The sequence below is a fragment of the Stenotrophomonas sp. Steno-C18 genome, assembly GCF_056393195.1.
In genome coordinates, this window is sequence record NZ_JBWJOX010000003.1 from 162,194 (window position 1) to 177,038 (window position 14,845).

Here is a 14,845-nt window from a genome sequence, read left to right on the forward strand (position 1 = left end):
AGGAAGCAAATAACAACAACGTTAGTGGTGTGTTAAACACCCCTGAACGTTACGATTGCATCGCCCCGATTGATTTGCGCGAGCCGCCCTTAAACTTTGCCGAATCTGGCCTCAACGCTTCGCGCATGTCGCGGTAGTGCGTGGCCGAGGTGCCGAAGCGGGCGCGGAATGCGCGCGCGAAACTGCAACAGTTGTCAAAGCCACTGGCTGATGCAACTTCGCCGACCATCATGTCGGTATCGCGCAACAGCATCGCGGCACGCTCCAGTCGCAACCGCGCCGACAGCGACTGCGGGCTTTCCTCGTACAGGCTCTGGAAGGTCTTGGACAGGTACCAGCTGGAGAAGTTGGTCAGTTCGGCCAGCTCGCCGATGCGTACCACGCGGTGGCTGTTGCCCTCCAGGTACATGCGCGCACGCTGCATGCGGCCGAACACCTGGCGCTTGCGCATGCGTGAACGGCCGGGGCAACGCTGCACCGTCACCGACAGCTCGCGCTGCAGCGAGGCCAGGTGCAACAGCAGCGGCCGCAGCTGGTGGATGGTGGCACCGGCGCCCTGGGCCTCGCGCCACAGGCGCAATGCCAGCCGCGCCTCGGCATGGCTCATGCGGCCACGGCCGGTGTAGACGCTGCAGTCGGCCAGCGTACCCAGCATGCGCAGGGCATCGGCATCCAGGCTCACACCGATGCACACGCCGTCACGGCCGGCCTGGATCAGCGGACGGGACTCCTTCTCGAAGGCAATCCATTCACGTTGGTGCAGACGGAACTTGCCTTCCTTGGACTCCACCCATGCGGTGCCACGCAGCTGCATCCATACGGTGAACACGGTGCCGGAGGTCTGCAGGCTGCCCAGCCGCGCGACGCCCACGCAGTTCGGGCGCGGCCCGTCATCGACATGCCTGTCGAACGTCACCGATTGCCCGCGATCCACCCAGGTCACCTGCCGCATGCTGCTCACCATCTGTTTGCCTTCAATGGGCGATGGTTTTGCCAACTCTGGCGGCGAAGGTCAGGAAGATCCTGCGAGATTGCTCCGAAATTATCCGGAAGCGACTTCCGAAAGAATCACGAAGGATGTTTTCCCAACCACGGCAACCACTTGGCCACGCCCATCAGCCGCCGCGGCGGGCGCCTGGGGACCGGCATCACGCCGATATCGGCGCCGTCGGCGACTGCCAGCGCGACGAAGGCGGCACTGCCATCGGGCGCCAGGCTCAAGCCGTTGCCGGAGCTGTAGCGCACGGCGTCCAGGCACTGGCTGAGCCCGTTGGCACCGGGGTTGATCGCATCCAGCCGGGTGGCGCATCGCGGCCCGATGTTCAGGTACTGCACCGTGCCGTTGTCGGCCACCGCCCAGGTCCGGTAACGCCAGCGCGTCGGCACCTCGCGATTCACCGGCCGGGCACTGCTCAAGGCCAGGCTTGAATCCACCTGCCACAGGCCGGGACTGCCCAAGCGGGTGAACAACACCTGCCCACCGGTCTTATCGACCCGCACCTGGGACACGCCCTCCAGCGCCGCCAAGCGCTTCCAGGGCGTCTGCGTGCGATCGAACAGGGCCAGCACCATGCGGTCATTGGCGGCACGCTCGACCACCAACACCGTGCCGGGCTGCCGTCCATAGACGGCCTGCAACGGCTCGCTCACCGGCACGGGCAACTTGCTCCACTGCCCTTCCTCCGGGATCACCTCGTAGATGCCGGGCAGGCCCTGCGCGTCACGCCCGGTGACCAGCAGGTGGCGGGCATCGGCGGACCAATCCATCGGCTGGCGCGCCTCGGGCCGGAAACCATCGATCATTTCCAGCGAATCAGGTGCCTCCAACCGCGCCCACCACAATGCGAACGCACCGGAACGGTCCGAGGTGAAAGCCAGCTGGCGGCCATCGGGCGACACCATCGGCTGGCCATCGCGACCGGAGGAAGCGAACAGCCGCTGCGGCTCGCCGCCAGCCACGCCCAGCGGGAAACGGAACAACCCGTACTGCGGCTGGTCGCGCATGAAGGCCAGGTTGCTGCCCTGGCGCGAGACCGAGGGACTCTGCGCATCGCCGATGCCCAGGTCGCGCAGCAGGCGGGTGCCCAGGTCCAGCCCGAACAGGCGCGACTCGCTGTCCACGCGCCGGCCGAATACCATCTCGCTGGAAGTCAGCCACGCCCAGCCGCGGATCTCGGCGGCTTCCTCGGTGAGGCGCTCGGCGTTGCTGCCGTCGGCGTCCATCACCCACAGATCGCCCACCTGCGGATTGCGCACGAAACCGATGCGCTTGCCGTCGGGCGAGTAGCGCGGTGCGTAATCAAAGTCGTCACCGGACATCGCATAGGAGAACGACGTCCAACGCCCGGATGCCAGCTCCAGCGTGCGGATACCGCGGCTGGCCTGGCTGCCGGTCATCGATCCGAAGATCAGGCTGCGCCCGTCCGGTGCCCAGTCGAAGCTGAGCATCTCGGTGCCGTCGCAACGGGTCACGCGGCGCGCGGTTCCGCCGGTGGCGGGCATCACCAGTACTTCGCAGCCACCATCGGCGAGAAAGCGCGCGAAGGCGATTTCCCGTCCATCCGGCGACCACGCCGGGAAACGGTCCGAACCGCCTTCCGGCGGCGTGACCAGCTGCACCGGCGTCGCGGTGCCGGTGCTCTGCACCCACAGGCTCGAAAGCCCATCGCTTTCCTTGGCGAACACCACCAGCGCGCCGTCCGGCGACAGGTCCGGATGGGTTTCGAACGCCGACGTCGAGGTGATCAAGCGGTACGGGCGCTCGGGACTGCCCAGCACCCGCGTACCACTGACGGTTTCCTGCGGTGCCGGCGGCTCCGGCTGCTTCCACAGCAGCCAGGCCATCACCAGCGTGCTGGCCAACAGCAGTACGCCCACGCCACCCAACACGTAGCGCCGCACCACCCGTCGTTGTGGCGACCGCGCCGGAGCCGGCCTGGCGGCAGCCTCGTCCTGTACCGCGGCGACGGGTTCGACGACCGCAGGCTGCGACGCATCATCCGACGCCTCCGCGTCCACCACCGCCGCGTCAGCGTCGGCATCCTCCCAGGCAACCGGCACCAGCAAGCGGTAACCGGTCTTGGAAATCGTCTCGATGTAGGCCGCGCCTTCGCCATCGACCGCGGCCGATGCAAACGCCTTGCGCAGCTGGGTGATCGCCTGGGTCAGCACGTCGTTGGTCGGCATGGTGTCCGGCCACACTTCGGCGAACAGCTCATCGCGTGTGACCACCTGGCCGGCACGACGTGCCAGCGCCAGCAATACGCCGATGCTCTTGGGGGTAAGTCGCTGCACCTTGCGTGCATCCGGCGGATGCACCTCGCGTGAGGACAACACCACCAGACACTCGCCAATGCGAAGCCGATCACCGGCAGGCTTCTCGTTGTCGATTGTTTGCATCGGGATCAGGGTCAAAGCCGTCTTGGACACCATTCCTGTGTCCGGTTGAACGACCCGGGGGAGAGTCGACCAACCGCCAGATTCCGCAAATGGCTGCAACGGAAAGCGCAAAAGTTCAAACGGGTGCGAATACTACTCTAAGCAAGTTAACGGTGTGCCCCCACATCGACGACATCAGGCTCTCTCTCGCCGACGAATCCACATAATCCGTTACAGAATTCGCGCCGCAAGGCGCGATTTTTTTAGCTGGCGTTCAGCCTTTTCGCGCCTTGCTGATGGTCAGCCCGACCAGTCGCGAAACCACCAGAGCCACGTACATCACGCCTGAAAACTGCTCCAGCATCACCAACGCGCGTGCCTGCGGATGCACCGGCGTGACGTCGCTGAGCCCGACCCCGGACAACAAACTGAAGCTCAGATAAAGCAGCTCCACCCAGCTGCGTATTTCCCCCTCGCTGCTGGCGATGAAACTGCCCGGATACCACTGCTGGCAAACTGAATAGGCGAACGCAAACGCCCATGCCAACAGCGTGAATGTCGCACCCGCGGCGAACAGTTCGTCCCGCGTGACTTCATGGTCCTGCAACATGTAGGCGATGAGGCTGCAGGTCGTATAGAAGTACAGCAGGCATTCGAGCACCTGCGAGGTGGTGGTGAACGCGTGCCGCTGCAGCACCGCACCGGCCACCGAGAACACCACCGCCGGGATCGCCAGCGTCAACGCCATCCAGATGCCCAGCGGGCTGCGTCGCACCACCCACACCGACAGGCCGAGCACCGCCATGCCAAACGCGTTGAACAGCACGCGGCCGGCGGTCATGTGCTCCATCGCCGGGTACAGCAGCACGCCCAGCAGCTGCACCGCCAGCAGCCACGCCGACGGATGCCGGCGGGCCAACGCCAGCCAGCGCAGGTGCGCGCGTACGCGCAGGCCTTCCGGCCGCGCTCCCTCCGGACCGACGCTCATCGAGGGCGATCCTCAGCGCGCGGCGCGGTACGGGTATTGCGCGAAGATTGCCGCGACCGCCGCATCGATCTGCGCGCCACGCTTGTCCGGAGTGCTGCGGCCCACCGTACCCACCGCCACGCCTTCCCAGACCAGGCGGTTGCGCTGCACGTCGACCACGTCCACGTTGAGCGTGCCCTCGGTGTACTGGTGCACGTCGGTGCGGTCGCGCCAGTACGGCACGGCCACGTAGCCGCGTGCGCGGTAGCTGTAGTAGTAGTCGTAGTCCACCTGCGGCATCGTGGTCACCCGCGTCTTGTCCTGCAGGTAGGCATTGAGGTTGACCCACAGGTCGGGCTTGGCTTCGTCGAGCACATAGCCACGCGCCTGCATCTGTGCCTGCACCGCCGCACGGATGCGATTGCTGGTGATGGTGGTGTAGCCGTTCTGTTCCAACGCCAGCGGCGAGTAGAACGCAAAGCTGCGGTAGCGGCCGAAGTCGCCGCTGGGATCGGCCTGGCTGCTGACCCGGGGCGTGCTGGCACAGGCCGCCAGCAACGAGGACAGCAACAGCACCGTGATGAGCCGGAACGCATTGCGAAGCTTCATGGCGACCTCCCCTGCGATGGACGGCTGCACGCTACCACGACCGCCGCCCCATCCGCGTCAACCCTGCCCCGGGAAGCCGGCGGGCTCCCCGGGAGCGGAACCGGCGGTCAATCCGGCCGGTACACCTGCGCGCCCTGTTCGCGGAACTGCGCCGACTTCTCGGCCATGCCCGCTTCCAGCGCGCGCGCCTCGTCCACGCCCTGTTCGGCGGCGTAATCACGCACGTCCTGGGTGATCTTCATCGAGCAGAAATGCGGGCCGCACATCGAACAGAAGTGGGCCAGCTTGTGGACGTCCTTGGGCAGGGTTTCGTCGTGGAATTCCCTGGCTTTCTCCGGATCCAGGCCGAGGTGGAACTGGTCCTCCCAACGGAACTCGAAGCGCGCCTTGGACAGCGCGTTGTCGCGCACCTGCGCGCCCGGGTGACCCTTGGCCAGGTCGGCCGCGTGCGCGGCGATCTTGTAGGCCATGATGCCGTCGCGCACGTCCTGGCGGTTGGGCAGGCCCAGGTGTTCCTTGGGCGTCACGTAGCACAGCATCGCCGTGCCGTACCAACCGATCATCGCCGCGCCGATGGCGCTGGTGATGTGGTCGTAGCCCGGCGCGATGTCGGTGGTCAGCGGGCCGAGCGTGTAGAACGGCGCTTCGCCGCACTCGTGCAGCTGCTTGTCCATGTTCTGCTTGATCAGGTGCATCGGCACGTGGCCCGGACCTTCGATGATGGTCTGCACGTCATGCTTCCAGGCGATTTTGGTCAATTCGCCCAACGCTTCCAGCTCGCCGAACTGCGCCGCGTCGTTGGCATCGGCGATGCAGCCCGGGCGCAGGCCATCACCGAGGCTGAAGGACACGTCATAGGCCTTCATGATCTCGCAGATGTCCTCGAAGTGCGTGTAGAGGAAGTTCTCCTTGTGGTGCGCCAGGCACCACTTGGCCATGATCGAACCACCACGCGAGACGATGCCGGTGACGCGCTTGGCAGTGAGCGGCACATGACGCAGCAACACGCCGGCATGGATGGTGAAGTAATCCACGCCCTGCTCGGCCTGTTCGATCAGGGTGTCGCGGAAGATTTCCCAGTTGAGTTCTTCGGCACGGCCATCCACCTTTTCCAATGCCTGGTAGATCGGCACGGTACCGATCGGCACCGGGGAATTGCGGATGATCCACTCGCGGGTTTCGTGGATGTGCTTGCCGGTGGACAGGTCCATCACCGTGTCGCCGCCCCAGCGGATCGCCCACACCAGCTTCTCCACTTCCTCGGCGATACCCGAGGACACCGCGCTGTTGCCGATGTTGGCGTTGATCTTGGTCAGGAAGTTGCGGCCGATGATCATCGGCTCGCTTTCCGGGTGGTTGATGTTGTTGGGCAGCACGGCGCGCCCACGCGCGATCTCGTCACGCACGAATTCCGGGGTGATGACCTTCTGGATGTCGGCGCCGAAGCTCTGCCCCGGGTGCTGCGCGAGCAGGCCGGCATCACGTACCGCCTCCAACTGCTGGTTCTCGCGGATGGCGACGAACTCCATCTCCGGGGTGATGATGCCGCGGCGCGCGTAATGCATCTGGGTGACGTTGGCACCGCCAATGGCACGACGCGGCAGCACGCGTGCCGGGAAACGCACGGCATCGAGCCTGGCATTGCCTTCGCGCGAACGCCCGAACGCCGAGCTCAGGCCCGGCAGCTGCCCGGTATCGCCACGCTCCTGGATCCAGCGTGCGCGCAGTGGCGCCAGCCCGGCGGCCAGGTCGATGCGCGCCTGCGGATCGGTGTACGGGCCGGAGGTGTCGTACACCGTGATCGGCGGGTTCTCCTCGCCGCCGAACAACGTGGGCGTGCGCGTCTGTGCGATCTCGCGCATCGGCACCTGCAGGTCGGCCCGCGAACCGGGCACGAAGATCTTGCGCGAGCCGGGGATCGGCTGGGTCACGGATTCGGAGAGTTGCTGGGCCTGCTGCTGCAGGCTGGGCTGGGCGTTCATCGGCATTCGTCCTGGTCAAGCCGCACCGGGAGGTGCGGGCCATGCGAGGGATTCGCATGACGGAACGAAGCGAAGGCGCACGCCGATGGCGGTTGTCCCCTGTGAACGGAACGCATGCCGTGGCACACGAAGCTTCCCTACGCCGGTATGAGCCGGATCAGGTTCGAAGGGTATGTCTCAACCGTGGCCCGATGGCCGCGGTACCCCCGCTTCGGGCGGCATTAGACCACAAAGCGGTGCCACCTGGCCCGGTGCGCCGCGTCATCGCCTGCTAACGGAATCGTGACGTGCCGTTCAGTAACATCCCGCCCGGTGCGATGCCCTGCTGGCCGCGCCACGGTGCTCGTCCACCTTTCCCTGCCCGGCCCTGGCGCCGGCCCTCGCTGCAAGCCCCGGCTCGCTCCCCTCAATCGCTCTTGATCGGAGACGCTCCTTCATGGTGTTTCGTGTTTCCATCGCACTGGTCGCCGTACTGGTGCTCCTGGCCGGCATTGCGCCCGGCCCCTTCAACGACGTGGTCCAGGCCACGCTGACGCACGTCGTGCGCGGCGCGGGCTGGATGTACCTGTTGATCGTGTTCCTCACCCTGACCTTCCTGCTGTACCTGGCGTTCGGCCGCTTCGGCAACCTGCGCATCGGCGGCGAGGACGCCGAGCCGGACTTCTCGCGCGCCAGCTGGCTGTCGATGCTGTTCGCCGCCGGCATGGGCATCGGCCTGGTGTTCTGGGGCGCGGCCGAGCCGATCTCGCACTTCGTCACCCCGCCGGAAGGGCTGCCGCCACAAGGCATGGACGCGGCGCGTGCCTCGATGCGCTACGCGTTCTTCCACTGGGGCCTGCACCCGTGGGCGATCTACGCGCTGATCGGGCTGGCGATGGCCTGGTTCCAGTACAACCGCAATGGCCGGGGGCTGATCAGCGACATGCTGCAACCGGTGATCGGCCGCCATCACCGCGGCGCGTTCGGCAAGCTGGTGAACATCGCCGCGGTGGTGGCCACCGCGATCGGCGTCGCCACCACGCTGGGCTTTGGCACCATCCAGATCTCGGCCGGCCTGCAGCGCGTGTTCGGCATCACCGCCGATGTCCCGCTGCAGATGACGGTGATCGCGGTCGCCTTCGTGCTGTACATGATCTCCACCACCAGCGGCGTGGAGCGCGGCATCAAGTGGCTGTCCAACTTCAACCTGGCTCTGGCCGCGCTGCTGTTGGCCGCGGTGCTGGTGCTGGGCCCCACCGGCTTCATCTTCGACACCTTCACCACCACGCTGGGCTCCTACCTCAACCAGCTGGTGACGATGAGCCTGCGCATGTCGCCATTCTCCGGCAGCACCTGGGTGGCCGACTGGACCATCTTCTACTGGGCCTGGTGGATTGCCTGGGCGCCGTTCGTCGGCGCCTTCATCGCGCGGGTGTCACGCGGCCGCAGCGTGCGCGAGTTCGTGGTCGGGGTGGTGCTGGCACCGACCGTGCTCGGCTTCCTGTGGTTCTCGGTGTTCGGTGGCACCGCGCTGTGGTCGCAGCTGTTCGGCCACGCCGACCTGGTGCAGGCGCTGGGCAACGGCTACGAGACGGTGCTGTTCACCCTGTTCGACAGCCTGCCCGGTTCGCTGCTGCTGTCGTGCCTGGCACTGGTGCTGCTGATGATCTTCTTCGTCACCTCGGCCGACTCGGCGGTGCTGGTGTTGGCCAGCATGTCCACCGACGAGGCCGGCGACCCGCCGCTGTCACGCAAGCTGGTGTGGGGCGTGGCGGTGGCGCTGATCGCCGCGGTGCTGCTGCTGGCCGGCGGGCTGGACGCACTGCAGGGCATGATCACCATCGCCGCGTTGCCGTTCGCGCTGCTGATGGTGCTGGTGATGGTGTCGCTGTACCGCGTGCTGGACGCCGAGTCCAACCGCCAGCGGCGGCTGGCGCAGCGCGGACGGCACCTGATCGAGGCCTGGATCGAACGCGAGCAGGCCGCGCAGGAGGATGCACGCGCGGAAGCCGCGCGGAACGTGGGCGGGGATTGAGGCAAGGGCCTTACCCCTCCCCGACCCTCCCCTTCGCCTGTGGCGAAAGGGAGGGGGCGAAGCAGGAGCAGAAGCGGAGCGCAGGCGACACAGGGAGCTTTCAGCTCCTGGCTCTTGGCTCTTCCCCCTCCTTTTCGCCGCAGGCGAAGGGGAGGACCGGGGAGGGCTGCTTCTGCTTCCCCGAACAGCCCAGCTCAGTACCCGGCCGCCTGCCCGTCCTTGCGGCTCTCGGAAGCGCCGTAGTACACGCCGCTCTCCGGATCCCGCATGATCGCCTGGTAGCCGCCATACGGACCATCGGCGAACGTCACCCGGTGTCCCCTGCGCATCAGGCTGCGCACGGTTTCCCAACTGAAGCCGGTCTCCAGGTTCACTTCCCCACCGTCGCTCATCGCCGTGCCCTGCCCGGTCGGTTCGCTGGAGCCTTCGTGCTGGATGCGCGGCGCATCGCCGGCTTCCTGCAGGTTCATGCCGAAGTCCACCAGGTTCATCACGATCTGCGCATGCCCCTGCGGCTGCATCGCCCCGCCCATCACGCCGAAGCTGGCAAACGGCTTGCCGTCCTTGGTGATGAACGCCGGGATGATGGTCTGGAACGGCCGCTTGCCCGGCGCGTAGCCGTTGGGATGGTCCTTCTGCAGCACGAACATCTCGCCGCGATCCTGCAGGATGAAACCCAGCCCCGGCGGGGCCATGCCGCTGCCCATGCCGCGGTAGTTGGACTGGATCAACGACACCATCATGCCGTCGGCATCGGCCACGGTCATGTAGATGGTGTCGCCCTGCTCCAGTTGCTTCGGCGTGCCCGGCTGGACTTCCTTCAACGCCTTGTCCATCGAGATCAGCGCACGCCGCTGCGCCGCATAGTCCTTGGACACCAGGCGTGCCACCGGTGCCGGCGCGAACGCCGGATCGGCGTAGAAGCGCGCACGGTCGGCGAAGGCCAGTTTCTTGGCCTCGACGAACAGGTGGATATGCTCGGGTGATCCGAACGGGATCTTCGAGAAGTCGTAGCCTTCCAGGATGTTGAGGATCTGCAGCGCGGCGATGCCCTGGCTGTTGGGCGGCAGCTCCCACACGTCATAACCCCGGTAGTTGCTGCTCACCGGCTCGACCCATTCACCGTGGTGCGCGGCCATGTCCTCGTAGCTGAGGAAACCATCGTTGGCCTTGAAGTAATCGCCAATGGTGCGGGCGATGTCACCCTTGTAGAACGCATCGCGGCCACCGTCGGCGATCTGCTGCAGGGTGTTGGCGAGATTGGGGTTGCGCCACATCTCGCCCTTGCGCGGCGCATGGCCATTGACCGTGAACTGCTCGGTGAAGCCGGGGTACTGCGACAGCCGTGGTACCGAGCGGTCCCAGTAGTAGGCGATCACCTCGGCCACCGGATGGCCGTCGCGCGCATAGCGGATGGCCGGGGCCAGGTTGTCGGCCATCGGCGTGCGGCCAAAGCGCTCGTGCAGCGCGAACCAGCCATCGACCGCACCGGGCACCGATACCGGCAGCGGCCCGGTGGCCGGGATTTCCTTCAACCCGCGGCGCTGCAACTCGGCCAGCGTCAGCGAACGCGGCGAGCGCCCGGAACCGTTGTAGCCGTACAGGCGCTGCGTCTTCGGATCCCAGACGATGGCGAACAGGTCGCCGCCCACACCGTTGCCGGTGGGCTCCATCAGGCCCAATGCGGCATTGGCGGCGATGGCCGCGTCCACCGCCGAACCGCCGCCCTTCATCACGTCCAGCGCGATCTGGGTAGCCAACGGTTGCGAGGTGGCTGCCATGGCATGCGGCGCGATGACTTCCGAGCGCGTGGCGAATGCGTGACCGGTGACACGGTCGGCGGCGGACGCCGCGCACAACGAGACGGATGAGACCGCCAGGAACAGGATGGGACGCAGCATCGGCGGGCTCCGGTGGGATGGTCCGGCGAAAGTAGCCCACCGCGCTGTCTTACGCACGTCTTACGCCCGCACCGTATCTAGCTCCTCCGAAACAAACCCGTCGCCCTGCATGGCCACGGCGGCATCCGGTTCTTCCAAAAGGGGCTCTTCCAATGCAAATGCGATCCAAGCGCCATCAGGGCGGCTTCACTCTGGTCGAGATGGCCGTGGTCCTGGTCATCATCGGCGTGATCATCGGCGCGGTGATGATCGGCCGCGACGTGCAGCGCAACGCCGAATACACGCGCATCAAGCAGAAGTTCGTCGACCAATGGGTGGTGGCCTACAACAGCTACCACCAGCGCTTCGGTGCTCCGGTGGGTGACAACCAGGCCGCGCCGCGCCTGATGGTCGCCGGCAAGGAGTACGACATCGACATGGCCAACAACACCGCCAGCAAGGGCGCGATCTGCAATGGCTCGGCCTCGACCAAGAGCGACCAGCCGGTGACCGCCGCCTCGCAGGACGGCGACAAGCTGCGCGACTTCATGCGTGGCGCCGGCATCAGCCTGCCGCCGGGCCGCGGCGAGGGCTTCGAGGACCGCTACGTCTACCTGGACACCAACGGCAACCCGCAGGAAATCCAGGTCTGCTTCCAGTGGAACCCGGCCGAGACCGCCTCCGGCGCCGGCAACGTGATGGTCATCTCCGGCCTGACCCCGGACCTGGCCCGCTCGCTGGACCAGATGATCGACGGCAAGCCCGACCCGCAATCCGGCGCGTTCCGCCAAGTGGGCCTGAACAAGCGCAGCGTGGGCAGCAACGCCGACGCCGAGAGCATGGAGTGGAAGGGCAACAACACCAACAAGGCCGGCTCGGCCGGCGCGGCCAACTCCAACGTCGCCGGTGGCGGTGATGACACCGACCAGGTCATCACGCTGGTCGCCCATTACAAGATGAACCAGTAAATCCATGGACATCGCCTCCCTGCTGGGCCGGCTGCGCCGGTCCCGACGTCTCTCCCTGATGATCTTCGCGGTGACGTTGCTGGCACTCGTGGCCACGGCCGTGTGGTTCATCTCCGCACGCAGCAGCCTGGCCCGTGCCTACGACCAGCTCAGCACCCGCAACGAGCTGCTGTCGCAGGCGCGGATGGCCCAGCAGGAGGCGCAACTGAAGGTCGACAACGCCGGCTCCGCCCGCCAGCTGCTGGAGCAGCTGGAAGGGTTGGGGATGGAGCCCACCGGCTGGGGCGAGCGCCTGATCAACCTCAACCAGACCCAGCTCTCGCGCATGGATGCCGACGCCCTGCTGGGCGGCATTGCTCCCAGCCCCGACCGCATCTTCGGTGCGGACGTGTTCGAGCTGTCGGTGACCGACCCGACCGAAGGACTGTTCCACCTGCCCACCACGTTGTCCGACCGCCCGCCGGCGCCGTTGTCGCTGACCCTGCGCGGCAGCCTGCTGTTCCGCACCGCCGGTGGCCCGCTGCCGCCCCAGAGCACGCCGGGAGGCGCGCAGCCATGAGCATGCAGAACATCGTCCAGTTGCCCGGGCGCTGGCTGACCTTCGACCAGGACCGCGTGACCGTCAGCGACACCCGTCCGCGCCTGGAAGGGCCGGCCTGGCTGTTCGCCGAATTCGAAGGAGGCAACAGCGGCGTGATGTCGCTGGAAGGCAGTTCGGCGCACGCCGTCGCGCTGATCGAGAAGCGCCTGCGCGCCGATGGCCTGATCGACGGCGAAGGCAAGATCCTGATCCACAAGAACCGCTCGATGGGCGCGGGCTACCAGACCCTGTTCACGGCGGTGCCGCTGGATACCTGGCAGCAGACCTATGCCTGGGCCGAAGCGCAGCCGGACCATTGCCTGGTGGTGCCGCTCACCTCGCTGATGTGGCGCACGCTCAAGGCCGGCGATGGCCTGGTCGTGCACAGCGGACGGCAGATGAGCGTGCTGGCGCTGCGCAAGCACGACATCATCCACCGCGCCTCGATGGCCTACAGCGAGGACGCCTCGGACCTGTCGATGACCGCCGGCGCGCTGGCCCAGCAGGTGGCCGACGACCTGTCGCGCAACGACGAGGAAAGCGAACCGCTGCAGTTCCGCTGGTGCTCGTTGTTCGTGCCGGCGACCGAACCGGGCCAGGCCCCGGCCAACCAGCAGCTGGCCGAGATCTTCGCGGTCAACACCGGCTGCCAGGTCAAGCAGGTGCCGATGCAGGTCTACCACGATGCGGAAGGCCAGGCGTGGTCCAGTGGCATCGCGTGGATGGCCGCACAGGCGTCGCCGCGCGATGCGGTCAACCCCACCGCCAGCCGTGCGGCCTACCTGGCCGAATGGGCGCTGCCGCTGGCATCGGCGGCCTCGCTGCTGATCGCCATCGCGCTCGGCACGCTTGGCACACGCTGGATGCTCGCCGCGCACGACGCCAACGAGCGCAGCGAAACGATCAGCCAGGAGATCGCCTCGCTCGAGGAGCAGGCCCGCCAGCTGTCCGGCAAGGCCGCCATGCCGCCGGGGTTCGATGCCGCCATGCAGTTCGTCAACAAGGCCAAGACCCTCACCGACGGATTGGATCCGGTCACCGGGCTGGAGTCGATACGCCTGGCCGCGCAGGACGAGGTCCGCGTCCTGCGCGTGCGCGTGGAACAACCCGCACCGGGGCAGGCCACCGCCGCGCCGCGCACCCTGCGCGTGGACGGCATGGTCGACGCCGACCGCGGCACGCCGGGCATGCAGATCGCCACCTTCGTCGAGCGGTTGCGCCGCGAAGGCTTCGACCCCGAGCCGCTGGATCCGCAGTCCGGCGGTGCCACGCGCGCCGGTGGCGGCGTCTTCTCCTACCTGCTCAAGCGCCCCACCCCGGCCGGCACCGACACCGCCACGGAGCCCACCACGTGAAGAAGAAATACATCGCAATGACGGCCCTGTGCTGCTGGCTGGGGGTCTCCGGCTGGTTGGCCTCGATGGTCGTGGCCAAACCGGCGGTGTTGTTCATGGGCAACAACGCCGAGGAAAGCCCGGAAACCGCACGGCTGCGCGCCTCGATCCAGCGCAACCGGCAGGTGCTGGACATGGCCAGCACGCTGCGCCCGCAACCGCGCTTCGAAAGCGCCGGGCTGATCGCCGTTCCCGAACAGGCCGCGCCCGGCAGCCTGCCCGGCGGCGCAGGCGCCGCCGCTGCCGCCGCGGTGCTGCCGGTCGCGCCGGCGTCCCTGTCACTGGTGGTCACCGCGGGCGGACGCTCCACCGCCGTCATCAATGGCACGCCGGTCCGCCAGGGCTCGCGCCTGGAGGACGGCACCCGGGTGCTTGCCATCGGCAACAACTGGGCGCGCGTGCGTGATGCCGCCGGCAACGTGAGCACGCTGCGCGTGCGCCACATCGGCCAGGCGCCGGACGCCAGCGAGGGCAGCCTGTGAACGCCCACCTCAAGATCGTTTTCGTCGCAGGGGTGGCCATCCTGATCGGCGCCGCGCTCGTGCTGGCACTGCGCAAGGGTGAGCCCGCGGCTCCGCCGGCGCCCGCGCCGGCCGCCGTCGTCGATGCGGCACCGGCACCGGCAGCGCCCACGCCGCCCCCGGCCGATGCCGCGCCCGCGCCGTGGGAAACCGGCCCGGCCCTGCCGACGGCGGCGGCACCCGCCACCGCGGCGATGCGCGTGCCGCCCCCGCCGACGTCCCCGGACGCACAGATGCGCACCGCCATCGCGCAGATGGAGCGGCAGATGGCGCAGAACGAGGCGCAGGCCCACGCCATGCTGCGCCAGCTGAACACCGCGCAGGCCACCGGCAGCCTGCCGCCGGGAATGAACGTCGAAGCGGCGCGCACCAACATCCAGATCGCGTTGAAGGCGCAGCAGCTGGGCCGCGAGATGGTCGCGCTCAGCCAGCAGCCCGATTCGCCGGCGCGCCAGCAGCGCATGAACCAGATCAGCACCGAACTGATCGCGCTGCGCGAAGGGCTGCGCTACGACGTCAACACGCCCGCCGCGGCGAAGGCAGCGCCCTGAC

12 protein-coding genes and 1 riboswitch are annotated in these 14,845 nt (G+C 67.4%); of the genes, 6 read left to right on the forward strand and 6 right to left on the reverse strand.

All coding sequences use genetic code 11. The features are described from left to right. Positions 1-49: 49 nt before the first annotated feature. The 5 genes from AC06FE_RS08025 to thiC all read right to left on the reverse strand — a co-directional run bounded on the left by AC06FE_RS08025 (position 50) and on the right by thiC (position 6,936). Positions 50-952 (reverse strand): helix-turn-helix domain-containing protein, encoded by a 903-nt coding sequence (locus AC06FE_RS08025; protein ID WP_478072741.1) that lies wholly within the window; start codon positions 950-952, stop codon positions 50-52. Between the two features lie 116 nt (positions 953-1,068). After that, the gene (locus tag AC06FE_RS08030; protein ID WP_478072742.1) at positions 1,069-3,399 is read right to left on the reverse strand and encodes a winged helix-turn-helix domain-containing protein; all 2,331 of its coding nucleotides are present in this window, start codon (positions 3,397-3,399) and stop codon (positions 1,069-1,071) included. A 253-nt stretch (positions 3,400-3,652) separates the two neighbouring features. Further along, positions 3,653-4,366: an ion channel gene (locus tag AC06FE_RS08035; RefSeq protein WP_192287564.1), complete on the reverse strand. Its 714-nt coding sequence runs from the start codon at positions 4,364-4,366 to the stop codon at positions 3,653-3,655. A gap of 12 nt (positions 4,367-4,378) precedes the next feature. Continuing rightward, positions 4,379-4,954 carry a DUF4136 domain-containing protein gene (locus tag AC06FE_RS08040; protein WP_192287565.1) on the reverse strand — a complete coding sequence of 192 codons (576 nt, stop codon included), beginning with the start codon at positions 4,952-4,954 and terminating at the stop codon, positions 4,379-4,381. Between the two features lie 107 nt (positions 4,955-5,061). After that, positions 5,062-6,936 (reverse strand): phosphomethylpyrimidine synthase ThiC, encoded by a 1,875-nt coding sequence (thiC, locus tag AC06FE_RS08045; RefSeq protein ID WP_478072743.1) that lies wholly within the window; start codon positions 6,934-6,936, stop codon positions 5,062-5,064. 116 nt (positions 6,937-7,052) lie between these two features. Then, positions 7,053-7,154: riboswitch (TPP riboswitch) on the reverse strand. A 218-nt stretch (positions 7,155-7,372) separates the two neighbouring features. Here thiC and AC06FE_RS08050 point away from each other — a divergent pair. Then, a complete protein-coding gene (locus tag AC06FE_RS08050) occupies positions 7,373-8,950 on the forward strand; it encodes a BCCT family transporter (RefSeq protein WP_192287567.1) in 1,578 nt (525 codons plus the stop codon). Between the two features lie 194 nt (positions 8,951-9,144). Here AC06FE_RS08050 and ggt read toward each other — a convergent pair whose 3' ends face one another. Then, the gene (gene ggt, locus AC06FE_RS08055; RefSeq protein WP_478072744.1) at positions 9,145-10,851 is read right to left on the reverse strand and encodes a gamma-glutamyltransferase; all 1,707 of its coding nucleotides are present in this window, start codon (positions 10,849-10,851) and stop codon (positions 9,145-9,147) included. A gap of 152 nt (positions 10,852-11,003) precedes the next feature. Here ggt and AC06FE_RS08060 point away from each other — a divergent pair, with 152 nt between their 5' ends. Genes AC06FE_RS08060 through AC06FE_RS08080 form a run of 5 tightly spaced genes read left to right on the forward strand, consistent with a single transcriptional unit; the run spans position 11,004 to position 14,844 of the window. Then, a complete protein-coding gene (locus AC06FE_RS08060; protein ID WP_192287569.1) occupies positions 11,004-11,798 on the forward strand; it encodes a prepilin-type N-terminal cleavage/methylation domain-containing protein in 795 nt (264 codons plus the stop codon). A gap of 4 nt (positions 11,799-11,802) precedes the next feature. Beyond that, positions 11,803-12,357, forward strand: a complete 555-nt coding sequence (locus AC06FE_RS08065; RefSeq protein WP_192287570.1) for a hypothetical protein — start codon at positions 11,803-11,805, stop codon at positions 12,355-12,357. Next, complete coding sequence (locus AC06FE_RS08070) at positions 12,354-13,733, forward strand: hypothetical protein (RefSeq protein ID WP_478072745.1); 1,380 nt, start codon at positions 12,354-12,356, stop codon at positions 13,731-13,733. Before AC06FE_RS08065 ends, AC06FE_RS08070 begins: the two co-directional genes overlap by 4 nt. After that, a complete protein-coding gene (locus AC06FE_RS08075; RefSeq protein ID WP_132865525.1) occupies positions 13,730-14,254 on the forward strand; it encodes a hypothetical protein in 525 nt (174 codons plus the stop codon). Before AC06FE_RS08070 ends, AC06FE_RS08075 begins: the two co-directional genes overlap by 4 nt. Then, a complete protein-coding gene (locus AC06FE_RS08080; protein WP_478072746.1) occupies positions 14,251-14,844 on the forward strand; it encodes a hypothetical protein in 594 nt (197 codons plus the stop codon). Before AC06FE_RS08075 ends, AC06FE_RS08080 begins: the two co-directional genes overlap by 4 nt. Position 14,845 lies beyond the last annotated feature (1 nt).

What these genes read in the sequence shown, in the direction of transcription:
- AC06FE_RS08030 (WP_478072742.1), bottom strand. Translation starts at nt 3,399, where the DNA reads ATGCAAACAATCGACAACGAGAAGCCTGCCGGTGATCGGCTTCGCATT.
- ggt (WP_478072744.1), bottom strand. Translation starts at nt 10,851, where the DNA reads ATGCTGCGTCCCATCCTGTTCCTGGCGGTCTCATCCGTCTCGTTGTGC.
- AC06FE_RS08025 (WP_478072741.1), bottom strand. Translation starts at nt 952, where the DNA reads ATGCGGCAGGTGACCTGGGTGGATCGCGGGCAATCGGTGACGTTCGAC.
- AC06FE_RS08065 (WP_192287570.1), top strand. Translation starts at nt 11,803, where the DNA reads ATGGACATCGCCTCCCTGCTGGGCCGGCTGCGCCGGTCCCGACGTCTC.
- AC06FE_RS08035 (WP_192287564.1), bottom strand. Translation starts at nt 4,366, where the DNA reads ATGAGCGTCGGTCCGGAGGGAGCGCGGCCGGAAGGCCTGCGCGTACGC.
- AC06FE_RS08070 (WP_478072745.1), top strand. Translation starts at nt 12,354, where the DNA reads ATGAGCATGCAGAACATCGTCCAGTTGCCCGGGCGCTGGCTGACCTTC.
- thiC (WP_478072743.1), bottom strand. Translation starts at nt 6,936, where the DNA reads ATGAACGCCCAGCCCAGCCTGCAGCAGCAGGCCCAGCAACTCTCCGAA.
- AC06FE_RS08050 (WP_192287567.1), top strand. Translation starts at nt 7,373, where the DNA reads ATGGTGTTTCGTGTTTCCATCGCACTGGTCGCCGTACTGGTGCTCCTG.
- AC06FE_RS08060 (WP_192287569.1), top strand. Translation starts at nt 11,004, where the DNA reads ATGCAAATGCGATCCAAGCGCCATCAGGGCGGCTTCACTCTGGTCGAG.
- AC06FE_RS08040 (WP_192287565.1), bottom strand. Translation starts at nt 4,954, where the DNA reads ATGAAGCTTCGCAATGCGTTCCGGCTCATCACGGTGCTGTTGCTGTCC.